Consider the following 21,144-nt stretch of genomic DNA (forward strand, 5'->3'; position numbering starts at 1 on the left):
GAGTTCTCAGATGAGCGACTACATCCTCGCGATCGACCAGGGCACGACCTCGTCGCGCGCGATCATCTTCGACAAGGCCGGCTCGATCGTCTCGACCGGGCAGCTCGAGCACGAGCAGATCTTCCCCAAGGCGGGCTGGGTCGAGCACGACGCGACCGAGATCTGGCACAACACGGGTGAGGTGATCGGCCAGGCGCTCGGCAAGGCCAAGCTGACCCGGCACGACATCGCCGCGGTGGGCATCACCAACCAGCGCGAGACCGCCGTGGTCTGGGACCGCACGACCGGCGAGCCCGTGTACAACGCGATCGTCTGGCAGGACACGCGCACGCAGTCGATCGTCGACCGGCTCGCCGCCGACGGCGGTGTCGAGCGGTTCAAGGCGAAGGTCGGACTGCCGCTCGCGACGTACTTCTCGGGCACCAAGATCGTCTGGATCCTCGAGAACGTGCCCGGTGCCCGCGAGAAGGCCGAGGCGGGCGACCTCCTCTTCGGCACGACCGACACGTGGGTGCTCTGGAACCTCACCGGCGGTGTCGAGGGCGGCGTGCACGCGACCGATGTCACGAACGCCAGCCGCACCATGTTCATGGACCTCGAGACCCTGCAGTGGGACGACGAGATCCTCGCCGCGTTCGACGTGCCGCGCTCGATGCTGCCCGAGATCCGCTCCTCATCCGAGGTCTACGGCGTCGCGAACGAGCACTCGCTGCTCCGTGAGACGCCGATCGCGGGCATCCTGGGCGACCAGCAGGCCGCCACCTTCGGCCAGGCGGCGTTCGGTGCCGGCGAGGCGAAGAACACCTACGGCACCGGCAACTTCCTCATCTTCAACACGGGCGAGGAGATCGTCCACTCGAAGAACGGGCTGCTCACCACCGTCGGCTACAAGCTCGGCGACCAGCCCGTGCACTACGCGCTCGAGGGCTCGATCGCGGTCACCGGTTCGCTGATCCAATGGCTGCGCGACAACCTGGGCCTGATCTCGTCGGCCTCCGAGGTCGAGGCGCTCGCGAACAGCGTCGAGGACAACGGCGGCGCGTACTTCGTGCCGGCGTTCTCCGGCCTGTTCGCGCCGTACTGGCGTCCCGACGCCCGCGGTGCGCTCGTGGGGCTGACGCGGTACGTGAACAAGGGACACATCGCCCGCGCGGCCCTCGAGGCCATCGCCTTCCAGACCCGCGACGTGGTCGAGGCCGTCAACGCCGACGCCGGCATCGACCTCACCGAACTGCGCGTCGATGGCGGCGCCACGTCGAACGACACGCTGCTGCAGTTCCAGGCCGACATCCTCGGCGTGCCGGTCGTGCGACCGGTGGTCGCCGAGACCACCGCGCTCGGCGCCGCCTACGCCGCCGGACTCGCGGTCGGCTTCTGGGCGGATCTCGATGATCTCGCCAAGAATTGGCAGGAGGACAAGCGCTGGACCCCGTCGATGGACGAGGCCGAGCGCGAGCGCCTCGATCGCAGCTGGAAGAAGGCCGTCACGAAGACGCTCGACTGGGTCGACGGCGACGTGGCATAACCCGCTCTGCAGGCTACTGTGGAGCGACGGGTCGGTCGCATGGGGGTGCGACCGGCCCAATCTCGTCTCAGGACGACGACGCGCGTCAGGCCGATGGCGCGCGTGAGCGCGATGACGCGTCCCACCGGTCGGTGAGGCGTGCGGTGAGCTCGGCGAGGCCCGGGATCACGATGACGCCGGCCTCGAGCACGGCCGACGCGTCGTCGTCGGCGAGCACGGTGTCGTGGCGATCGAGCCACACGCCGTCGAGCCCGGCCGATGCGGCACCGAGCGCATCGGTGCGCAGGCGGTCGCCGACGTAGGTGGCCCGCTCGACCGGGGCGTCGGCGGCGAAGCGCTCGAGCGCCGCGTCGAAGATGCGCTGGTCGGGCTTCGTCACCCCGAGCGCGCCCGACGCGATCACGTGCGCGAACCGGTCGAGGATGCCGAGCCGCTCGAGCTTGGCGCGCTGGAAGTCGGGCTCGCCGTTCGTGATGATGCCGAGGCGCACGCCCGGCAGGGTCGCCTCGAGTTCGTCGAGGGCCGCGACGGCGTCGTCGTGCAGCCGCCAGGCATCGCGGTAGCGCTCGAAGTAGCGATCGAACCAGGCGCCGGCGCCGAGCGCGTCGAGGGTCTCGCCGTGCGCGAGCGCGAAGTCGCGCGCACGGGCACGACGCTGATCCTCGAACGACAGGTCGCCGGCGAGGTACGAGTGGTAGTGCCGTTCCTCGAGTTCGTGCCAGAGCAGCTGCGCCGCGCCGGGATCTCCGTCGTATGCACGCTCGCGCATGTGCAGCAGGATGCCGTCGGCGACCGCCTGGCGGTGGGCCATGAGCGTGTCGTCGAGGTCGAAGAGCACGACCGACGCCGTGTGCGGGAGCATCATGCCCGAGCCTCGAGGATGTCGTTCCAGCTCGCTTCGGCGCGCGGGTCGACGTCGACCTCGCGCACGCCGTACCAGGCGGGCAGCGTGCCGGCGCCGTCGCGGGTGGGCACCGTGGGGTTCTCGGGTTGGATGCGCCGGAATCCCGCGGATCTGGCGACCTTCGCCGAGGCCGTGTTGCCCTCGACGGCTCGCCAGAACACGGTCGTCGCCCCGTCGACGCCGCCCTCGAGCACCCAGGTGCACACGGCCGCGGCGGCCTCGCTCATGAGCCCGCCGCCCCGGTGCTCGGAGCCCATCCAGAAGCCGATCTCGTTCTGCGTCTCGCGCACGCTGATCACGCCGAGGAGCACCCCTCCGCGTTCGGTGCGGAGCGCCCAGGTGAGGTCGGTCCGGGAGGCCCATCCGCCCGGTACATACGTGGAGAGGAATGATTCGGCGTGGGCGCGCTCGTACGGCCACGGCGTGGTGAGGTACTGCTCGAACAGCGGGTCCTGGCAGTACCGGGTCACGACCTCGGCGTCGCCGGGCACCGGCAGGTCGAGCAGCAGGCGCGGGGTGCGGATCTCGACGGGGAGCACGCTGGAGCCGATCAGCGGCGTCGGACGAAGCCGACCCGGTCGTACACCGTGCGGAGCACGACCTCCGCGCGCTCCGCGGCCTTGTCGGCGCCGATGGCGAGCAGGCGGTCGAGTTCGGCGGGGTCGTCGAGCAGTTCGAGCGTGCGCGCGCGGATCGGCGCGAGGCGGTCGACGACGACCTCGGCGAGGTCCTTCTTGAAGTCGCCGTAGCCGCGCCCGTCGTACTCGGCCTCGATGTCGGCGACCGTCCGGCCCGCGAGCGCCGAGTAGATGTCGAGCAGGTTCGAGATGCCGGGCTTCTCCTCGCGGTCGTACCGCACCTCGCGACCCGTGTCGGTGACCGCGCTCTTGAACTTCTTCGCGGTGACGTTCGGCTCGTCGAGGAGCTTGACGAGGCCGGCCTCGGACGCGGCCGACTTCGACATCTTCGACGTCGGGTCCTGCAGGTCGTAGATGCGCGCCGACTCCTTGGGGATCAGCGCCTCCGGCACCACGAAGGTCTTGCCGTACCGGGCGTTGAAGCGACCCGCGAGATCGCGCGTGAGCTCGAGGTGCTGCCGCTGGTCGTCGCCGACCGGCACCGCGTTCGTGCCGTACAGCAGGATGTCGGCGGCCATGAGCACGGGGTAGGTGAAGAGCCCGACCGTCGTCGCGTCGGCGCCCTGCTTGGCCGACTTGTCCTTGAACTGCGTCATGCGACCGGCCTCGCCGAAGCCCGTGATGGTGCTGAGCACCCAGGCGAGCTCGGCGTGCGCCGGCACGTGCGACTGCACGAACAGCGTCGAGCGCTCGAGGTCGACGCCGGCGGCGAGGTACTGCGCTGCGGTGCGGCGCACGTTCTCGCGGAGTGACGCCGGGTCCTGCTGCACGGTGATCGCGTGCAGGTCGACGACGCAGTAGATGGGGTCGTACTCGTCTTGCAGGGCGACCCAGTTCACGAGCGCGCCGAGGTAGTTGCCGAGGTGCAGCGAGTCGGCCGAGGGCTGCATGCCCGAGAAGATGACGGGGCGGGCGGAGTTCATGATCGAGGTTCTTTCGTCGAGGTGTCGAGAGGTCGAGAGGTCGAGGTGTCGTGAGCGACGGCCGCGCGCGGCATCCGCTCAGATGGCGTAGTCGACGACCACGGGGGAGTGGTCTGAGAAGCGGGCGTCGTAGGTGGCCGCGCGGTCGACCGTGTAGTCGGTGACGAGGTCGGCGAGTGCCGGGGTCGCGAGCTGGTAGTCGATGCGCCAGCCGGTGTCGTTGTCGAACGCCTTGCCCCGGAACGACCACCAGGTGTACGGCCCGTCGACCTCGCCCGCGAAGCGGCGACCGATGTCGACCCACCCGAGACCGTGGTCGTCGGAGCCCTCGGCACCCACGAACCGGTCGAAGTACGCGCGCTCCTCGGGCAGGAAGCCGGCGCGCTTCACGTTGCCCTTCCAGTTGCGGATGTCGAGCGTGCGGTGCCCGACGTTGAGGTCGCCCACGACGAGCGCGAGCTCGGAATGCGCTTGGAGCTCGGGCAGGCGGGCTTGCATCGCGTCGAGGAACTTGAACTTCTCGACCTGCTTCGGGGTCTCGGCCTCGCCCGAGTGCACGTAGGCGCTCACGAGCGTGACGATGCGCCCGCCCACCTCGTAGTCGGCCTCGAGCCAGCGGCCGGCCGTGTCGAAGTCGTGGGCGCCGAGCTCGACCCGGTGGATGCTCGCCCGACGGCGGCTCGCGATGGCCACGCCGGCGCGGCCCTTCGCGGTCGCGGGGTCGTGCAGGATGCTCCACTCGTCGCCGAGCAGGGCCTGCAGGTCTTCGGTCGACGCGCGCACCTCCTGCAGCGCCAGCAGGTCGACGTCACGCGCCTGGAGCCACTCGCCCATGCCGCGTCGATAGGCGGCTCGTACTCCGTTCACGTTGACGCTGGCGACACGGAGACGGGAGGTCGAAGGCATGCCCTCGATCCTATTCGAGGGGCCCGACACCGGGTGTCGCCGGGCCCGGGGTCGGGTGCCGGGCCGACGCCGGCGCCGGCGACCCGCGCTCAGATGCGCGTGCTGCGCCGCGGCGGCGCCACGCGCTCCGCCGCGGCCACCGCCTCGTCGAGCGCGAGCTTCGCGTGAGCGACCGCTCGACGCGCCTTGAACCCTCCGAACCAGCCGGCGGACGCGGCATCCGCCTCCGCATCGCGGAGCCGCACCCTGGCGACCGTGACCGCGGCGCGGGCCTCGATCGCGCGGCGCTCGGCCTCGCGCTGCGCCGGCGTGAGCTCTCGGAGGCTCTCGTTCGCGTCGGAGGCCTCGACCGCGATCCAGCTCGCGGCGACGAGGATCACGATGCTCGTGATCCGGAACCAGAACAGCAGGGCGATGAAGACGGCGAAGGTCGCGAGCAGCGGGTTGCTGCTCGCGAACGTGATGAGGAAGCCGCCGAGCATCTGCGCGACCGAGAGGGCGGCCGACCCGAGCAGCGAGCCGATCACCAGGCGGCGCCACGGCATCGCGGCACCCGACAGGAAGCGGAACAGCACGGCGAGGGCGACGGTGTCGATCACGAAGACGACGACGAGGGCGCCGACCTGCACGGAGAACGACATCCAGCCGGAGTGGGGGTCGAGGCCGAGCACCCCGAGCAGCCACTGCATGAAGCCGGTGGTGGCCACCGACAGGGCCGCCGCGATGAGGAGCACGATGCCGAAGGCGAGTCCGGCGAGCAGGTCGCGCGCCTTCAGCAGGACGTAGGAGCGCTCGTCCTTCGGCAGCCCGAACATGCTCCGCACGCCGATGCGGGTGTAGGTGACCCATCCGATCGCGGTCCAGATCAAGCCGACGAGGGCCACGCCACCCGTCCAGCCGAGGGTGCCGGCGCTCGAGGTCGTGATCGCCACGAGCTCGTCGGTCGAGATGATGCCGTCATCGCCGATGAGTCCGGGCGCGTAGGTGTTCAGGAGGGCCGCGAACGCGTCCATCGTCTGCTCGTTGCTCGTGAGCCAGATGCCGAACACGGCGAACACGACGTAGATCGCCGCGAAGATGCCGAACAGTGCCTGGTAGCTCATGCCCGACGAGAGGATGAAGCCGTTCTGCGCCAGGAAGTAGCGCCAGACCCGCACGGGGAAGAGCTCCATCGTGCGGTGCGTGATGTTCGTGACGCGGCTGATCGGCGCCTCGAACCGATCGCGGATCGGGCTGCTGAGCTCGTCGAACCGCTCGCGGGCGGTGAGCGGTTCCGGCCCGTCGAGGGGGGCGTCATCGGGCGCGGCGTCGGATGCCGCGCCCGGCGTCCCGCTCGCGGCCTCGCCGGTCGGAGGCGCACCCGGTCGGCGCCGGTCGTGGCGGTCGGTCGGCGTGTGCGCATTCACGCTCCAACAGTACTGAGCGGGTCGCGCGGGGAGCGCGGCGTGCTCGGCCGGCGTGCCGAACCCCGTTTCCATGCGGATGCATCGGCCCGCCGTCGCGGCGGTCGCGGATACCGCATTCCGGACCTGCCCCCGTCTGGGGGGTGCCGCTTTGGAAGCCCCGGTTTTCCGGGGATCTCGGTCGAAGTGCCCCCCGTATTGGTTACGCGGCCACCCTGTCGGACCTTCCCTCGGCAGTGCTTGACTCGGCACACCTGCGTATTCCTCACATTTCAGCAGTCTGACCCGACGCGAAGGTTCAATGATGAAGAGCAACTGGTTCGGTACTCGGAACGACGACAGCGATCAGCGCCCGCGTCGGGCGCGACGTCGACGCGAAGCCGAACGAGCTCGATCCCTCCGCGGCGTGATCGCGTCGATCGCCGTCGGCGGCCTGCTCGTCGTGGGCCTGCCGACCATGGCCTTCGCCGAGGGCACGGACCCGGCGACCGATCCGGCGACGAGCGAGACCACCGAGGCAACGGATCCCGCGACGCCGACCGAGTCGACCGAGGCGCCGGCCGAGGAGACGCCGTCGGAGACGCCGAGCGAGGAGCCGTCCGAGACGCCGAGCGAGGAGCCCAGCGAGGCCCCGGCCGAAGAGGTCCCGAGCGAGGAGCCGGTCGAGGAGACGCAGGCGCCCCTGAAGTCCGCGAAGTCCGTCGCGCCGCTCGCCGCGCAGGACGTCGCGGCCGCGCTCGTCGACCCGACCACGAACACGGCGGTCGTGCGAGTGACGGTCGGCGACGACCGGTCGCTGGCGAACGCGGGCACGATCAACCCGCGTCCCGGTGTCACGCTCGCACTCTTCGCGACCGAGACCGGCGGCAGCCAGCTCGCCGACCCCTGGGCGACCTGTGTGTCCGACGCGACGGGCATCTGCGAGTTCGTCATCCCGAACACGGGCGATGCCCCGAACAACGCCAACCGCGACCGCGAACTCTGGGTGCGCCAGGTCGGCGTGCCGGCCCTGTACTTCTCGAACCCGCTGATCCGCACCGGCGATGCCGACGGCGGCAACAGCCAGCAGACTCCGTACAGCTTCCGCATCGGCCAACTGGTCGACCCCCCTGGTTCGGCACCGGCCGCATGGCAGCTGCGGGGCAACACCGTGTACAACAGCACCTCCCAGTTCATGACCAGCTCGGGGAACTCGAACCGCAAGGCATCGGGCGGCACCTGGCAGAACTCGCGCAACAACATCGCGCTTCCCCAGCAGTGCGGCCTCGACGTCGCGCTCGTCATGGACCTCTCCGGTTCGGTGACCCCCTCGATCGGGCAGGCCCGCGCCGCCGGCGTCAGCCTCGTGCAGGCCCTCGAGGGCACGCCGTCCCGCGTCGGGCTCTTCACGTTCGGCCCGACGGCGCCGCAGTCCGGCGCGAACAACATCAACCGGCCGATCACCGCGGTCTCGACGTCCGCCGGCGTCTCGACCGTCTCCGGTTGGATCAACGGCCTCACCTCGACCGGCTCGACCAACTGGGACCGCGGCATCTACCAGGTCGCCACGAGCGCCGCGAGCTATGACGTGGCCATCATCCTGACCGACGGCAACCCGACCGTGTACGGCACGGAGACCGACCCCGGCGACTTCACCCGAACCCGTGAGGTCGAGAACGCCATCTTCTCGGCGAACGCCGTGAAGAAGGAGGGCACGCGCGTCATCGCGCTCGGCGTCGGCAGCGGCGTCACCTCCGCGTCGACCGCGCTGAACCTCGCGGCCATCTCCGGTCCGACCAAGTACAACGGATCGAACTCGGCCGCGGCCGACTACTACCAGGAGGCGAGCTACACGGCCGCCGCCGCGGCCCTGCGGGCCCTCGCCCTCGGCAATTGCGCGGGTGGCGTGAGCGTCGTCAAGCAGGTCATCCCGCCGGGCGGCACGATCGCGAACGCGCAGCCGGCGGCCGGCTGGGCGGTCAGCGCGACCAACCCGAACCCCGGCACGATCACGGTCGGCACGCCGAACCCGGCGAACGGCCAGACCGACAACACCGGTGCCGTCAACTACCCGCTCGACTTCCCGGGCGGCGTGTCGGGCACGGTGACGATCCGCGAGACCCAGCAGGCCGGCTACACGATCGCGCAGCAGGGCGGGTTCAACGCCGTCTGTCGTGATCTCTCGACGAACCCGGCGACGAGCGTCGCGGTGACGAACGCCTCGGTCATCGCCGGGCAACCAGGTGTCGTCGTGCCGGTCTCGGCCACCTCGGCGATCAGCTGCACGTTCTACAACCAGGCGCCGAACCCCGCGGCGCAGGTCGTGGTGAACAAGCTCTGGGCCGTGAACGGCCAACCGCCTGTGCCGCACGGCTCGCAGGACCCGAGCCTCAACGGCATCTCGACCGTCAACGGCGCCCAGGTCGGCTTCGGCATCCAGACGGGCGGGTTCACCCAGGGGCAGGTCATCCCCATCGGCGAATCGCTCGGAACGCTGCCGACCCTCTGCGTCATCGACAGCCAGCGGCTGACGAAGTCGAACGGCACCACGGTCAACGTCGACGTGACCGGCGCGAACACCTACGCCGCGACGCTCGCGGGTGGCCTGAACACCTACGAGATCACGAACACGGTGACGTGTCCCACGAAGCTGACGCTCCTCAAGGAGGTGCAGGGCGGCCCGGCCGTGAAGGCGGACTGGACCCTGACCTCGCTTCCGCCCGTCGACGGCCCCGGCGGGCCGTACCTGCCCGGCCCCTCGGGTTCGGACACGGGCACCGGCGTGGTCGGCAACGTGACGCCGACCGCGTACTACCCGCTCGCTGAAGCAGGAGTGCCCGCGGCCAGCGCACGCACCTCGCTCTACAAGCAGGTCGACAACCGCAACTCCGACCTCTCCGTTCCCGGCTCGACCGGCAGCTGGAACTGCCTCACCCTCAACGCCGACGGCGGCACCGCCGGAGCCGGCAGCAACGCCGGCGGCCTGAACGGCGGCGTGCGTGTGCCCTTCGGCACCTGGGTCGGCTGCACCGCGGTGAACCAGACCTCGCAGGTCGAACTGCGCAAGGTCGTCGACCCGGCCAACGGCGGCAGTGCCGTTCCGGCGAACTGGGACCTCCGCACGACCCCGACCAGCACCGCGAACGGCGAGGTGACCTCGACCGTCAAGAGCGGCACGACCGTCTTCCTCCGCCCCGGCAGCACCTACGGCCTCTCGGAGCTCAACGGGCCCGCCGGGTACGACCAGAAGTCCCTGCAGTGCAACACCGGACCGAACGGCACGTACGTGGATGCCACGAGCGTGGCCCTGGCGGCGAGCGGTTCGGCCATCTGCGTGTTCACGAACATCGCCCGCCTGCCGAAGCTCTCCCTCGACAAGGTCGTCTCGCCCTCTGGCGTCGCCGACAAGACGTCGTGGACGCTGAGCGCGACGCGGGCCGACACCAGCGCGGTCGTCGCGACCGGCGCCGGCGGCACGTCCGGATTCGTGAACGTGCCCGCTGGCGTGGCGTTCAACCTCGCCGAGACCACGGGACTCCCGAACTCGGGTGAGTTCCAGGCCGGCACCTGGCAGTGCACGGTGAACGGCGGCGCGCCGATCGGCGGACCGCTGCTCCCGGCACTTGCTCCGGGTGACGAGGCCGCCTGTGTGGTCACGAACACGCTGAAGGCGATCGTGCCGACCATCACGAAGACGGCGGCGATCCCGACGGCCAACGCGAACGGCTCGTGGACCATCGACTACGACATCGTCGTGACGAACCCGAGCAACTTCCAGGACCTCACCTACGCGCTGACCGACCAACTGCAGTTCGGCAGCAACGTCACCGTGAACAGCGCCTCCTACCAGCGCACGCTGCCGGCACCGCCGGGCGCGAGCACCCCGTGGAGCGTGGCCTTCGGCGCGGCGCAGGCATTCGCCGATGAGCCGGTGCTGGTCAAGGGCACCTCGCACACCTGGCACGTGACGGTCAACGCGACCGTGGCTCCGGGGGCGGACTTCGGGGGCACCAGCCCGACCGCCTGCGACGCCGGCACCCCCGGCACCGTCGGCTTCCTGAACACGGCGACCATGACCGTGGCGGGCGTCCCCTACACGGCGCGCGACTGTGCGATCCCGGTGAAGCCGACGATCACCAAGGTCGGCGGCACGGCCGTCGACAACGGTGACGGCACGTGGACCCTTCCGTACACGATCACCGTGACGAACCCGTCGGCCTCGACCGGCGTCGTCTACGACCTTCGGGACAAGCTGGCCCTGCCCGCCTCGGCGACGCAGGTCGGCGCGCCGACCGTCGTCGCGAAGCCGGCCGGCGTCACGACCGAGCCCACCTGGACCGGTGTCGTGCCGAACGACCTGCTCGCCAACGACATCGCCCTCGCGGGCGGTGCCGCGGCCCACGTGTACCAGATCTCCGTCGTCGTGCAGCTCGACGCCGGCGACCCGACCTACACGTGTCCGAGTGACACCGGCCTGAACAACACGGCGACGCTCGTCTCGGGCAACCAGACGACCGACGCAACGGGCTGCGTCGTCATCAACTCGCCGAAGATCACGCACACCAAGGTGGTCGTGCCCGGCTCGGTCTCGCAGGGCAGCGACGGCAAGTGGACCATCGCCTACGACATCGCGGTGACCAACACGGGCCCGGTCGGCGGCGTGTACACGCTGGTCGACGCGCTGCACTTCGGCACGGGCGTCAGCCTCGGTGCGGCGACCTACGTCGTGACGAAGGACGGCGCGCCCTATGCGACGTCGTGGGCCGGCAGCGGCACCATCGCGGGCAACGCCTACCTGGCGGCGGGCACGGGGACGACGTACCGCATCACGGTCGCGGGCATCGCGCTCGCGGGGCCCGACCTGACTCCGGCGCAGTCCGCATGTCCGGGCGGCACCGGCAACGGGGCGTTCAACAACACCGCGACGTTGAAGGTCGCCGGCGTCGACATCGACAAGTCGGCCTGCGACTCCCCGAGCGCCCCGACCATCGTGAAGTCGGGTGCGACCTCGTCGCAGCGACTCGACGGCACGTGGGATGTCTCGTACACCCTCACGGTGTCGAACACCGGCCCCGGTGCCAAGCCCTCGTACTACACGCTCCAGGACGACCCCGCGTTCCCCGCGGGCGTCGCCTACCTGAGCTACGCGATCGACGGCGGAGCTGCGGTGAGCCCGTACGACGGTTCCGCCTTCACGGTCGCCGCCAGCACGGCGATCGCGGCGGGCGACACCGACGTGTACACGGTCCTGCTCAACGTCGATGCGCCGGTCGGCGCCATCGAGCCCGATGAGCTCGAGTGCGCGACCGAGGGCAACCCCGATGGCGTCGGCTTCCTCAACGACGCGATCGTCAGGTCGGGCGAGATCGTCCGCACCGACGACGACTGCACGAACATCAGCCGTGGTGGCGAGCCGACGGTCGTCAAGGACGACCCGACCGTGACCCAGGACGGCGACGGCCTCTGGACGATCGTGTACGACATCACGGTCACCGGAAACCCCGAGTTCGTGTCGAAGTACACGCTCGACGACACCCTCCGCTTCGGACCGGACGTCGACATCGAGTCGGCCTCGTGGGCCGGTGAAGGCGCCAACGGCACGTGGAGCGATCCCGAGGCCGACGCGACGACCACGATCGTGGCATCGCCGAAGGTCATCGGCATCGACGCCGTGCACACCTACACGGTGACGGTCACGGCGAATGTGGACGCCGCGGCGTTCGAGGACCCGGCGACCAGCACGTGCGCGCCGACCGAGGTCGAGCCGAACGTCGGCTTCCTCAACGAGGCCGCGCTCACCGCCAACGGCATCACGTCGACCGACACGGGGTGCGGCCTTCCCGCGCAGCCCGAGGTGCTGAAGACGAAGAGCGGCGAGGTCACGAAGGTCGGCGACCAGTGGGAGGCCACCTACACCATCACGGTGGAGAACCTCAGCGCCGATCAGGACCTGGTCTACGACCTGACCGACACCCCCGACTTCGCGGGCGACGTCACGATCACCGAGCGTGAGGTCTCCAGTGCGGATGTCACGGTGAACCCGGCATGGAACGGCGCATCGCCCACGACCGACGTCGTCGTCGAGGACGAGACGCTCCCGGGCGGCGCGACGCACACGTTCACCGTGGTCGTCTCGTTCACCGTCGCGGACGCAGACGGCAGCTCCGAGCTGCTCTGCGACGTCGAAGGCGGCAAGGGCCTCCTCAACGGCGTGGTCGTCGCCTCCGGTGACGACTACGAGAGCGACGCCTGCTTCGACGTCCCGGTGGTCGTCGAGATCCACAAGGACTGGGTGATCAACGACAGCGACCCGATCGCGTGGGACAGCGCTGACCTGCCCGAGGGCTTCGTCGCCCAGGGCACCCTCGACGGCCAGCCCGTCGCGTGGGACGCCGAGCAGGGCCCGTACGTGCTGGACGACGAGGTGGAGGTCGGCGAGACCGACGTCCGCCTGCCCGAGGGCTGCACGCTCGAGAGCACGACCGGTCTCGGCACCGAGGTGCTCGAGAACACGTACAACACCTTCACCGTCGAGAACGTGGTCGAGTGCGTCCAGGAGGTCACGCTCACCAAGATCGTCGACAACCAGCACGGCGGCGACGCCGTGGCGGCGGACTGGACGGTTTCCGCGAGCGGACTCGATGACGGCTTCGGAGGACTGGGCACCGTCTCCGGCCCCGTCGATGTCGGCGTCGGCTACACGCTCAACGAGGTCTCGACCATCTGGGAGAACGGCGTCGAGTACGAGGTCTCCGCGACGTGGACCTGCGAGTCCGAGAGCGGCGATGACGCGTTCACCCTGCTGAGCACGCCCGGCTCGACGAACGCCACCCTCACGGTGAACACCTACGGTGCGAGCGTCGACTGCGAGATCGAGAACACGGACATCGCGCCGAACCTCGAGCTCGAGAAGTTCGTCGCACCCGACGAGGTGGCTGCCGACTTCCCGCCGACGCTCTGGAACCTCAGCGCGAGCGACAACGGGACCGCGGTCCTCGAGGGCGCCGGCGGCGCGAGCGGTGAGGTCGAGTCGAACGTGGCCTACGACCTCGCGGAGAGCGCCGACTTCCCCGAGTCCGACGAGTTCACGCCGGGCGCCTGGGAGTGCCTCGTCACGAGTGAGGACCCGGCGGTGCCGGTCGTCCTCGACGACGACGCGGTGACGCTCGAGCCCGGTCAGGACGTCTACTGCGCGATCACGAACACGGCCGAGCCGGCCACGTACGAGGTCGAGAAGGACGTCACGTCCGCCGAGCAGCAGCCCGACGGAACCTGGCTCATCACCTACGAGATCACGGTCGAGAACACGAGCGGCGTCTCGCCCCTCACCTACGACCTGGTCGACGACCTCTCCGAGTTCGGCGAGGGCATCACGATCGACGAGGCGTCGTGGAGCGGCGACAACGGCGAGTCCGGCAGCTGGGAGGGCCTCGGCGAAGACCCGCCCGTGCTCGAGACGACGTTCGTGACCGATTACCCGCTGGGTGCCGGTGAGACCGACACCTACGAGGTCGAGGTCGTGGCCACGGTCACCGAGGAGGCATGGGTCGAGGAATCGACGGCGTGCACCACCGGCGACCTGTACGGCCAGGGCGGCTTCCGGAACGTGGCGGAGGTCACGATCGACGACCTGCCCACGGTTCGCACGGACTGCGACGAGCCCGGTCGCGCGACCGCCGAGAAGAGCCTTCTCGACGGGCAGCCGACGCTCAACGGCGACGGGACGTTCACGGTCGAGTACCAGATCGTCGTGACGAACCCGAGCGGAAAGGACCTGTACTACGACCTGAGCGACACCCCGGCGTTCCCCGCCGGCACGACGTTCACGGCGACGGCCACGGACCCCGAGGGCGCACCGGTCGCAGACTGGACCGGTGTCGACCCCGACACCGTGCTGGCCGACGACCGCCTGATCCCGGCCGCGACCGACGGCGGTCCGACGACGGAGACGTGGCTGATCACGGCCATCGCCGACGTCGACACGATCACCGACATCGACGACGTGCTCTGCGTCGCGACCACCGAGGGCAAGGGCTTCTTCAACGGCGGTGTGTTCACCTCCGGTCAGCTCGAGACCGAGCTCGAGGCCTGCGTCGACATCCCGGTCGCGAAGTTGACGCTCGTCAAGCACGTCGACAACTCGGCCCTCGGCGCCCTGCCGATCACGGGCGGGGTGGCGAGCGACTGGGATCTCTTCGCAGACGGCCCGAGCGACCTGATGGTGGCCGGCAGCGAAGACGGCGTGACGACCGTCGTGCCGGTCGGCGAGTACAGCCTCTCCGAGGCTGCGATCGCCGATCCCTCGAGCCCGCTGGTGCCCGACTACTACGAGGCCGACGAATGGCTCTGCGGTGAGGGCACCGCCGGCAGCCCGGTGACGCTCGAAGCCGGAGACGACGTGACGTGCGAGATCACGAACGTGCTCTTCCCGGTCGACGTCGGCATCGAGAAGACGGCCGACCTGCCCGAGGGCGTGACCGCGGTGGACGACACCGAGGACAACACGTTCGAGTGGGTGCTCACGGTCACGAACCACGGTCGACCGGTCGCGAACCTCGAGGTGACCGACCTGATCGATCCGCAGCTCGAGATCACGGGTCCGGCCACGTTCGAGCCGGCCGACGGCTGGAGTGAGTCCAAGGTGGGCAACCAGTTCACCGCGAATTACGACGGCATCTACGCGGCCGACCAGGTCACGACGATCCGGATCCCGGTCATGCTCCCGGCACCGCCGCCCATCGACCCGGGTGACGCCGTCGGGCCGGATGACCCGCCGCCGCCCCTGCCCGTGCTGAACACGGACCCGATCCCGAACGAGGCGTGCGTCGCCGTGCTCGGACGCGGGGACGCGGAGCGGGCCGTGCCGTCGCTGCGCGACCTCGACGACCTGAACCCCGACAACGACTGCGACGACGCCGAGGTGCCGGTCAAGCGGATCCAGCCCACCGCCTACGTGCGATGCGTCGCGGATGTCCCGTGGCTGTACTACAACGTGCAGACCACCGACAACGTGACCCCCGGCGACATCACCGTCACGTGGACGTCGGCCGACGGCACGCAGACCAAGGTGGAGACGATCCCGTGGGACGCCCGTGAGGGCCGGCTCCTGTGGCCGGGCGCTGCGGTCGATGCGGACGGCTTGCCGTATCAGTTCCCTGGCTGGCGTCCGATCACCGAGGAGGACCTCACGAACCCGCCGACTCCCGGCACCCGGTTCCTGGACCTCATCCTCGATGACTCGCTGCCCAGCTACGCCTGGCGCGACATGGAGAACCCGGCCTCGGTCGAGTTCTCGGTGAACCCGAGCCAGACCGTGCTGGCGGTCTACCCGCAGGCGCTCCCGACCTGTGCGGTCGACCGGCCGGGCGAGCTCGCCATCGACAAGACCGCGAGCGTCACCAGCACGAAGGCGGGCGGCGACTTCAGCTACTCGCTGCAGGTGACGTCGGTCGGCACCGGTGCGACGAACCCGACCGAGGTGTTCGACGAGATCCCCGCCAACCTCCGGGTCGACGAGATCACGACGGCTCCGGCTCCCGCGTTCCCGCGCTGGGAGGACTGCGAGGTCACGGGCAAGGACTCGAGCGGGTACGGTGGCACGCTCCACTGCGACCTGCTCGGCGAACTCGGCCCGAACTTCCTGACCGCCCCGGTGATCGACCTGGCCGTGCACGTGAAGGAAGGCACGACGGTCTCGACGATCGACAACACCGGTGAGGTCTGCTGGCAGACGGCGGATGATCCCGATCCGGCCACCGAGTGCGCGGATGACACCGTCACCGTGACGCTCCTCGGTGGAACGGCGATCACCGGGTTCGCGACCGGTCCGTGGATCTGGGGGGCCGCGGGCCTCGTGATCCTCGGCGGCCTGGCCGTGGTCTGGGTCATGGTCCGCCGGCGCCGGGAGGCAGCCGGAGACTGATCCGCGGAGGCCCGGCGGTGGGTGAACCCGCCGGGCCTCCGTGACAGGCACCCTGGCCGCGAGGGGGAACGCGACCGGGCACGAAGAAGGGCCGATGCGATTCGCATCGGCCCTTCTTTTCACGGCGACGGGGTCGCGTGGTCGTTCGTCAGGGCTTGCCCCGCATGATCGCCTGCTTGACCTCGGCGATCGCCTTGGTCACCTCGATGCCACGGGGGCACGCGTCGGTGCAGTTGAAGGTCGTGCGGCAGCGCCACACGCCCTCCTTGTCGTTCAGGATGTCGAGGCGAACGGATGCCGCATCGTCACGGTCGTCGAAGATGAACCGGTGCGCGTTCACGATCGCCGCGGGGCCGAAGTACTGGCCGTCGGTCCAGAACACGGGGCACGACGAGGTGCACGCGGCGCAGAGGATGCACTTGGTGGTGTCGTCGAAGATCTCGCGCTTGGCGATGGACTGCACGCGCTCCTTGCCAGACTCGGGCTTCGAGTTGGCGATGAGGAAGGGCTGCACCTCGCGGTAGCTCGCGAAGAACGGCTCCATGTCGACGATGAGGTCCTTCTCGAGCGGCAGGCCCTTGATGGCCTCCACGTAGATGGGCTTCGAGATGTCGAGGTCCTTGATGAGGGTCTTGCACGCGAGCCGGTTGCGGCCGTTGATGCGCATGGCGTCGGACCCGCAGATGCCGTGCGCGCACGAGCGGCGGAACGTGAGCGAGCCGTCCTGCTCCCACTTGATCTTGTGCAGGGCGTCGAGCACGCGGTCGGTCGCGTACATCTCGACGTCGAAGTCCTGCCAGCGCGGCTCGGTGTCGACGTCGGGGTCGAACCTGCGGATCAGGAACGTGACGGTGAACGACTGGATGGCGGCTTCTGCTGCCGGCGGCTGCTCGAGCGTGGTGGTGCTCACGATCAGTACTTCCTTTCCATCGGCTGGTAGCGGGTGATGGTCACGGGTTTCCAGTCGAGCCGGATGTGGTCGGCCGCATCGGCCGAATGCGCGTCGCCCGAGAGGTAGGCCATCGTGTGCTGCATGTAGTTCTCGTCGTCGCGCTTCGGGAAGTCGTCGCGCATGTGGCCACCGCGGCTCTCCTGGCGGTTGCGCGCCGAGTAGACGACGACCTCGGCCAGGTCGAGCAGGAAGCCGAGCTCGACGGCCTCGAGCAGGTCGGTGTTGAACCGCTTGCCCTTGTCCTGCACGGCGATGTTCTTGTAGCGCTCGCGGAGCCCGGCGATCACGTTCGTGACGTGGGCGAGGGACTCGTCGGTGCGGAACACCTGCGCGTTCTTGTCCATCTCGTCCTGCAGTTCCTTGCGGATCGCGGCGATGCGCTCGGTGCCGTTGGAGTCGCGGAGCAGCTGGAGCATGCCGCGGATGCCGGCGGCGGGGTCCTCGGGCAGGGGCGTGAAGTCGACGCCGGAGTTCACGTACTCGACCGCGTTGCGGCCGGCGCGCTTGCCGAAGACGTTGATGTCGAGCAGCGAGTTGGTGCCGAGGCGGTTGGAGCCGTGCACCGAGACGCACGCGCACTCGCCGGCGGCGTAGAGGCCGGGCACGACGGTGTCGTTGTCGCGCAGCACCTCTGCGGCGACGTTGGTCGGGATGCCGCCCATCGCGTAGTGCGCGGTCGGCATCACGGGAACCGGCTCGTAGACCGGGTCGACGCCGAGGTACGTGCGTGCGAACTCGGTGATGTCGGGGAGCTTGGTCTCGAGCACCTCGGCGCCGAGGTGGGTGCAGTCGAGGAGCACGTAGTCCTTGTGCGGTCCGGCGCCTCGGCCCTCGGCCACCTCCTGCACCATGCACCGCGCGACGATGTCGCGGGGTGCGAGGTCCTTGATGGTGGGGGCGTAGCGCTCCATGAACCGCTCGCCGGAGGCGTTGCGGAGGATCGCACCCTCGCCGCGGGCGCCCTCGGTGAGGAGGATGCCGAGACCGGCGAGGCCGGTCGGGTGGAACTGGAAGAACTCCATGTCCTCGAGCGGCAGGCCCTTGCGCCAGATGATGCCGACGCCGTCACCGGTGAGGGTGTGCGCGTTCGAGGTGGTCTTGTAGATCTTGCCGAAGCCGCCGGTGGCGAAGATGATCGCCTTGGCCTGGAAGACGTGCAGCTCACCGGTCGCGAGCTCGTAGGCGACGATGCCGGAGGGCTGCTCGACGCCGTCGACCTCGGTCATGATGAGGTCGAGCGCGTAGTACTCGTTGTAGAACTCGATGCCGAGCCTGACGCAGTTCTGGAACAGCGTCTGCAGGATCATGTGGCCCGTGCGGTCGGCCGCGTAGCAGGCACGGCGGACCGGCGCCTTGCCGTGGTCGCGGGTGTGGCCGCCGAAGCGGCGCTGGTCGATCTTGCCCTCCGGCGTGCGGTTGAACGGCAGGCCCATGTTCTCGAGGTCGATGACCGCGTCGATCGCCTCTTTCGCGAGGATCTCGGCCGCGTCCTGGTCGACGAGGTAGTCGCCGCCCTTGACCGTGTCGAAGGTGTGCCACTCCCAGCTGTCCTCCTCGACGTTCGCGAGGGCTGCGGCCATGCCGCCCTGGGCGGCACCCGTGTGGGAGCGCGTCGGGTAGAGCTTGGAGATGACCGCGGTCCGGGCTCCGGGCCCAGCCTCGATCGCCGCGCGCATGCCGGCGCCGCCGGCGCCGACGATGACGATGTCGTACTGGTGGTAGTGGACTCCGTCGACGACCTTCGTCTCGACGTGTGCGCTCTGGGACGTCACGGTTCTCCTAGGCAGCGGGGCAGAACGAGGGAAGCAGGTCGGCGGGGGAGCCTGCGGGGCACGGGTCGAACGTGAAGACCACGAGCGTGCCGAGCACGATGAGCACGGCCGCCGCGGCGAAGAGCGCGCCCTTCAGCACCTTCTGCGTCGTGCCGGGGTTCGTGTAGTCGTTCACGATCGTGCGCATGCCGTTGGCGCCGTGGATGAGCGCGAGCCAGAGCATCAGCACGTCCCACCACTGCCAGAACGGGTCGGCCCACTTGCCGCCGACGAACCCGAAGTCGATGGCCTTGACGCCCTCGCCGACCAGGAGGTTGACGAAGAGGTGGCCGAAGATGAGCACGAGCAGCACGACGCCGCTCGCGCGCATGTAGATCCAGCCCCACTTCTCGAGGTTCACGCCGCGCTTGCGTGCGGGGCGTGCCTGGCTGCGAGGCGCTTCGATGACGGACATGTCTGCGCTCCTTAGTGGCTGAAGACGTTCATGAGGTGGCGGGGCGCGAAGCCGAGCATCGTGACGACCCAGAGGGCGATGACGATGTAGAACAGCAGCTTCTGGTGGCGCGTGGCCCAGGCCCACAGGTCGACGAGGATGATGCGCACGCCGTTGAAGGCATGGAACACGATCGCGCCGACGAGGGCGACCTCGCCGAGGCCCATGATGGGCGTCTGGTAGGTGCCGATGACGGCGTTGTAGGCCTCAGGGCTCACCCGCACCAGTGCGGTGTCGAGGATGTGCACCAGGAGGAAGAAGAAGATGGCGACACCGGTGATCCGGTGCAGTACCCACGACCACATTCCCTCTCGGCCGCGATACAGCGTGCCGCCCGGCTTCTGTTTCGCCGGCTTCGCGGGTGCGGCCAGGGTTCCTGCCGAGTTCTCTGGCATGAACAACCCTCCCTGGCTGTGTGAAGAGCCCTGATTCGAAGGGCGCGAACGGGCAGACGGCCCGATGCGATTGTAGTCCCGAGGCTGTTGCGCCGCCGCTAAGGGCTGCCTAACTCTCTCGACGTCGAGATATCCGGGCGGTCGGCGGCGATGACGGATGCCGCATCCGGACGGATGCCGGCGGCGCCCGCTATCCTCGGACTCATGTCAACGCGCGCCGAACCCCTCGACGACTTCTACAGCGTGATCCCCGCGGGCGGGGTCGGGTCGAGGCTCTGGCCGCTGTCGCGCGCCGACGCCCCGAAGTTCCTGCACGACCTCACGGGCTCGGGCCAGACGCTGCTGAAGGACACGTGGGACCGCCTGGCGCCGCTCTCCGGCGATCAGCGCATCATGGTCGTCACGGGTCGCGCGCACCGCGCGGCGGTCGAGGCGCAGCTCCCCGACCTCGTCGACGAGAACGTCGTGCTCGAGAGCGAGCCTCGCGACTCGACGGCCGCCATCGGCCTGGCCGCCGCGATCCTCGAGCGTCGCGAGCCCGGCGTGATCGTCGGCTCGTTCGCCGCCGACCACGTCATCTCGGGCGCCGCGCTGTTCCGCTCCGCGGTGTCGGATGCCGTGGCCGCCGCCCGCGCGGGCTACATCGCGACGATCGGCATCACGCCGACCGAGCCCGCGGTGGGCTTCGGCTACATCGAGTGCGGCAGCGAGCTGCCGGTCGAGGGCGCCAAGCGGGTCGAGCAGGTGAAGAGCTTCGTCGAGAAGCCCGACCTCGACACCGCGCGCACCTACCTCGAGGGTGGCTCGCACCTCTGGAACGCCGGCATGTTCATCGCCAAGGCGTCGACGCTGCTCGAGGAGATCGCGCGCAACAAGCCCGAGCTGCACGCCGGGCTCGTCGAACTCGCCGAGGCGTGGGACGACGCGGGCACGCGCGGTCCGGCCGTCGACCGCATCTGGCCGAAGCTCGAGAAGATCGCGATCGACTACTCGGTCGCCGAGCCCGCAGCCGACGCGGGTCGCCTGGTCGTCGTGCGCGGCCACTTCCAGTGGGACGACGTCGGGGACTTCGCCTCGCTCGCCAAGCTCAACTCCAGCGGCCGCTCCGGCGAGCTCGCGATCCTCGGCGAGCACGCGCGCGTGCTCGCCGACGCCTCGAGCGGCATCGTCATCAGCCGCTCGAAGCGCGTCATCAGCCTCATCGGCGTGCAGGACATCGTCGTGGTCGACACGCCAGACGCCCTCCTGGTCACCACGAGCGAGCACGCCCAGCGCGTGAAGGCGGTCGTCGACGCGCTCCGCCTCGGCGGCTCCGGCGACGTGCTCTAGGCG

Annotated in this window: 12 protein-coding genes; 3 read left to right on the forward strand and 9 right to left on the reverse strand. The window is 69.6% G+C overall.

The features are described 5' to 3' along the window. The first annotated feature begins 10 nt into the window (after positions 1 to 10). Positions 11 to 1,525, forward strand: coding sequence for a glycerol kinase GlpK (gene glpK, locus ABIC29_RS12405; protein WP_116083427.1), 1,515 nt, complete (start codon positions 11 to 13; stop codon positions 1,523 to 1,525). Positions 1,526 to 1,610: 85 nt separating this feature from the next. On the opposite strand, the gene ABIC29_RS12410 is transcribed toward glpK, so the two are convergent. The 5 genes from ABIC29_RS12410 to ABIC29_RS12430 form a co-directional block, all read right to left on the reverse strand. Then, a complete protein-coding gene (locus ABIC29_RS12410; RefSeq protein WP_354245726.1) occupies positions 1,611 to 2,390 on the reverse strand; it encodes an HAD family hydrolase in 780 nt (259 codons plus the stop codon). Continuing rightward, positions 2,387 to 2,968, reverse strand: coding sequence for a GNAT family N-acetyltransferase (locus ABIC29_RS12415; RefSeq protein WP_158551828.1), 582 nt, complete (start codon positions 2,966 to 2,968; stop codon positions 2,387 to 2,389). Before ABIC29_RS12415 ends, ABIC29_RS12410 begins: the two co-directional genes overlap by 4 nt. Before the next feature lie 11 nt (positions 2,969 to 2,979). Beyond that, on the reverse strand, positions 2,980 to 3,990 hold the full coding sequence (gene trpS / locus ABIC29_RS12420; RefSeq protein WP_116083424.1) for a tryptophan--tRNA ligase: 1,011 nt from the start codon (positions 3,988 to 3,990) through the stop codon (positions 2,980 to 2,982). Positions 3,991 to 4,068: 78 nt separating this feature from the next. Next, the gene (locus ABIC29_RS12425) at positions 4,069 to 4,896 is read right to left on the reverse strand and encodes an exodeoxyribonuclease III (RefSeq protein ID WP_116083422.1); all 828 of its coding nucleotides are present in this window, start codon (positions 4,894 to 4,896) and stop codon (positions 4,069 to 4,071) included. A gap of 89 nt (positions 4,897 to 4,985) precedes the next feature. Then, complete coding sequence (locus ABIC29_RS12430) at positions 4,986 to 6,302, reverse strand: YihY/virulence factor BrkB family protein (RefSeq protein ID WP_158551827.1); 1,317 nt, start codon at positions 6,300 to 6,302, stop codon at positions 4,986 to 4,988. Positions 6,303 to 6,705: 403 nt separating this feature from the next. On the opposite strand from ABIC29_RS12430, the gene ABIC29_RS12435 reads away from it, so the two are divergent. Further along, complete coding sequence (locus ABIC29_RS12435; protein WP_354245731.1) at positions 6,706 to 16,200, forward strand: hypothetical protein; 9,495 nt, start codon at positions 6,706 to 6,708, stop codon at positions 16,198 to 16,200. Positions 16,201 to 16,348: 148 nt separating this feature from the next. Here the strand turns inward: ABIC29_RS12435 and ABIC29_RS12440 are convergent, their stop codons facing one another. The 4 genes from ABIC29_RS12440 to sdhC are packed head-to-tail and all read right to left on the reverse strand — an operon-like array spanning position 16,349 to position 19,812. Continuing rightward, on the reverse strand, positions 16,349 to 17,110 hold the full coding sequence (locus ABIC29_RS12440) for a succinate dehydrogenase iron-sulfur subunit (RefSeq protein WP_116083414.1): 762 nt from the start codon (positions 17,108 to 17,110) through the stop codon (positions 16,349 to 16,351). A 2-nt stretch (positions 17,111 to 17,112) separates the two neighbouring features. Continuing rightward, on the reverse strand, positions 17,113 to 18,924 hold the full coding sequence (sdhA, locus tag ABIC29_RS12445) for a succinate dehydrogenase flavoprotein subunit (RefSeq protein WP_116083412.1): 1,812 nt from the start codon (positions 18,922 to 18,924) through the stop codon (positions 17,113 to 17,115). Positions 18,925 to 18,931: 7 nt separating this feature from the next. Then, a complete protein-coding gene (locus ABIC29_RS12450; RefSeq protein ID WP_116083409.1) occupies positions 18,932 to 19,378 on the reverse strand; it encodes a succinate dehydrogenase hydrophobic membrane anchor subunit in 447 nt (148 codons plus the stop codon). An 11-nt stretch (positions 19,379 to 19,389) separates the two neighbouring features. Further along, positions 19,390 to 19,812, reverse strand: coding sequence for a succinate dehydrogenase, cytochrome b556 subunit (sdhC, locus tag ABIC29_RS12455; RefSeq protein WP_082462379.1), 423 nt, complete (start codon positions 19,810 to 19,812; stop codon positions 19,390 to 19,392). Between the two features lie 204 nt (positions 19,813 to 20,016). Between sdhC and ABIC29_RS12460 the strand changes: the two genes are divergently transcribed. Further along, the gene (locus ABIC29_RS12460; RefSeq protein WP_116083406.1) at positions 20,017 to 21,141 is read left to right on the forward strand and encodes a mannose-1-phosphate guanylyltransferase; all 1,125 of its coding nucleotides are present in this window, start codon (positions 20,017 to 20,019) and stop codon (positions 21,139 to 21,141) included. Positions 21,142 to 21,144 lie beyond the last annotated feature (3 nt).

It is taken from the genome of Agromyces sp. PvR057, assembly GCF_040547485.1.
Classification (GTDB): domain Bacteria; phylum Actinomycetota; class Actinomycetes; order Actinomycetales; family Microbacteriaceae; genus Agromyces.

Excerpts from the sequence above, each read along its gene's own strand:
- trpS (WP_116083424.1), bottom strand. The coding sequence starts at position 3,990 with ATGAACTCCGCCCGCCCCGTCATCTTCTCGGGCATGCAGCCCTCGGCC.
- ABIC29_RS12425 (WP_116083422.1), bottom strand. The coding sequence starts at position 4,896 with ATGCCTTCGACCTCCCGTCTCCGTGTCGCCAGCGTCAACGTGAACGGA.
- ABIC29_RS12460 (WP_116083406.1), top strand. The coding sequence starts at position 20,017 with ATGTCAACGCGCGCCGAACCCCTCGACGACTTCTACAGCGTGATCCCC.
- ABIC29_RS12450 (WP_116083409.1), bottom strand. The coding sequence starts at position 19,378 with ATGTCCGTCATCGAAGCGCCTCGCAGCCAGGCACGCCCCGCACGCAAG.
- glpK (WP_116083427.1), top strand. The coding sequence starts at position 11 with ATGAGCGACTACATCCTCGCGATCGACCAGGGCACGACCTCGTCGCGC.
- sdhC (WP_082462379.1), bottom strand. The coding sequence starts at position 19,812 with ATGCCAGAGAACTCGGCAGGAACCCTGGCCGCACCCGCGAAGCCGGCG.
- ABIC29_RS12410 (WP_354245726.1), bottom strand. The coding sequence starts at position 2,390 with ATGATGCTCCCGCACACGGCGTCGGTCGTGCTCTTCGACCTCGACGAC.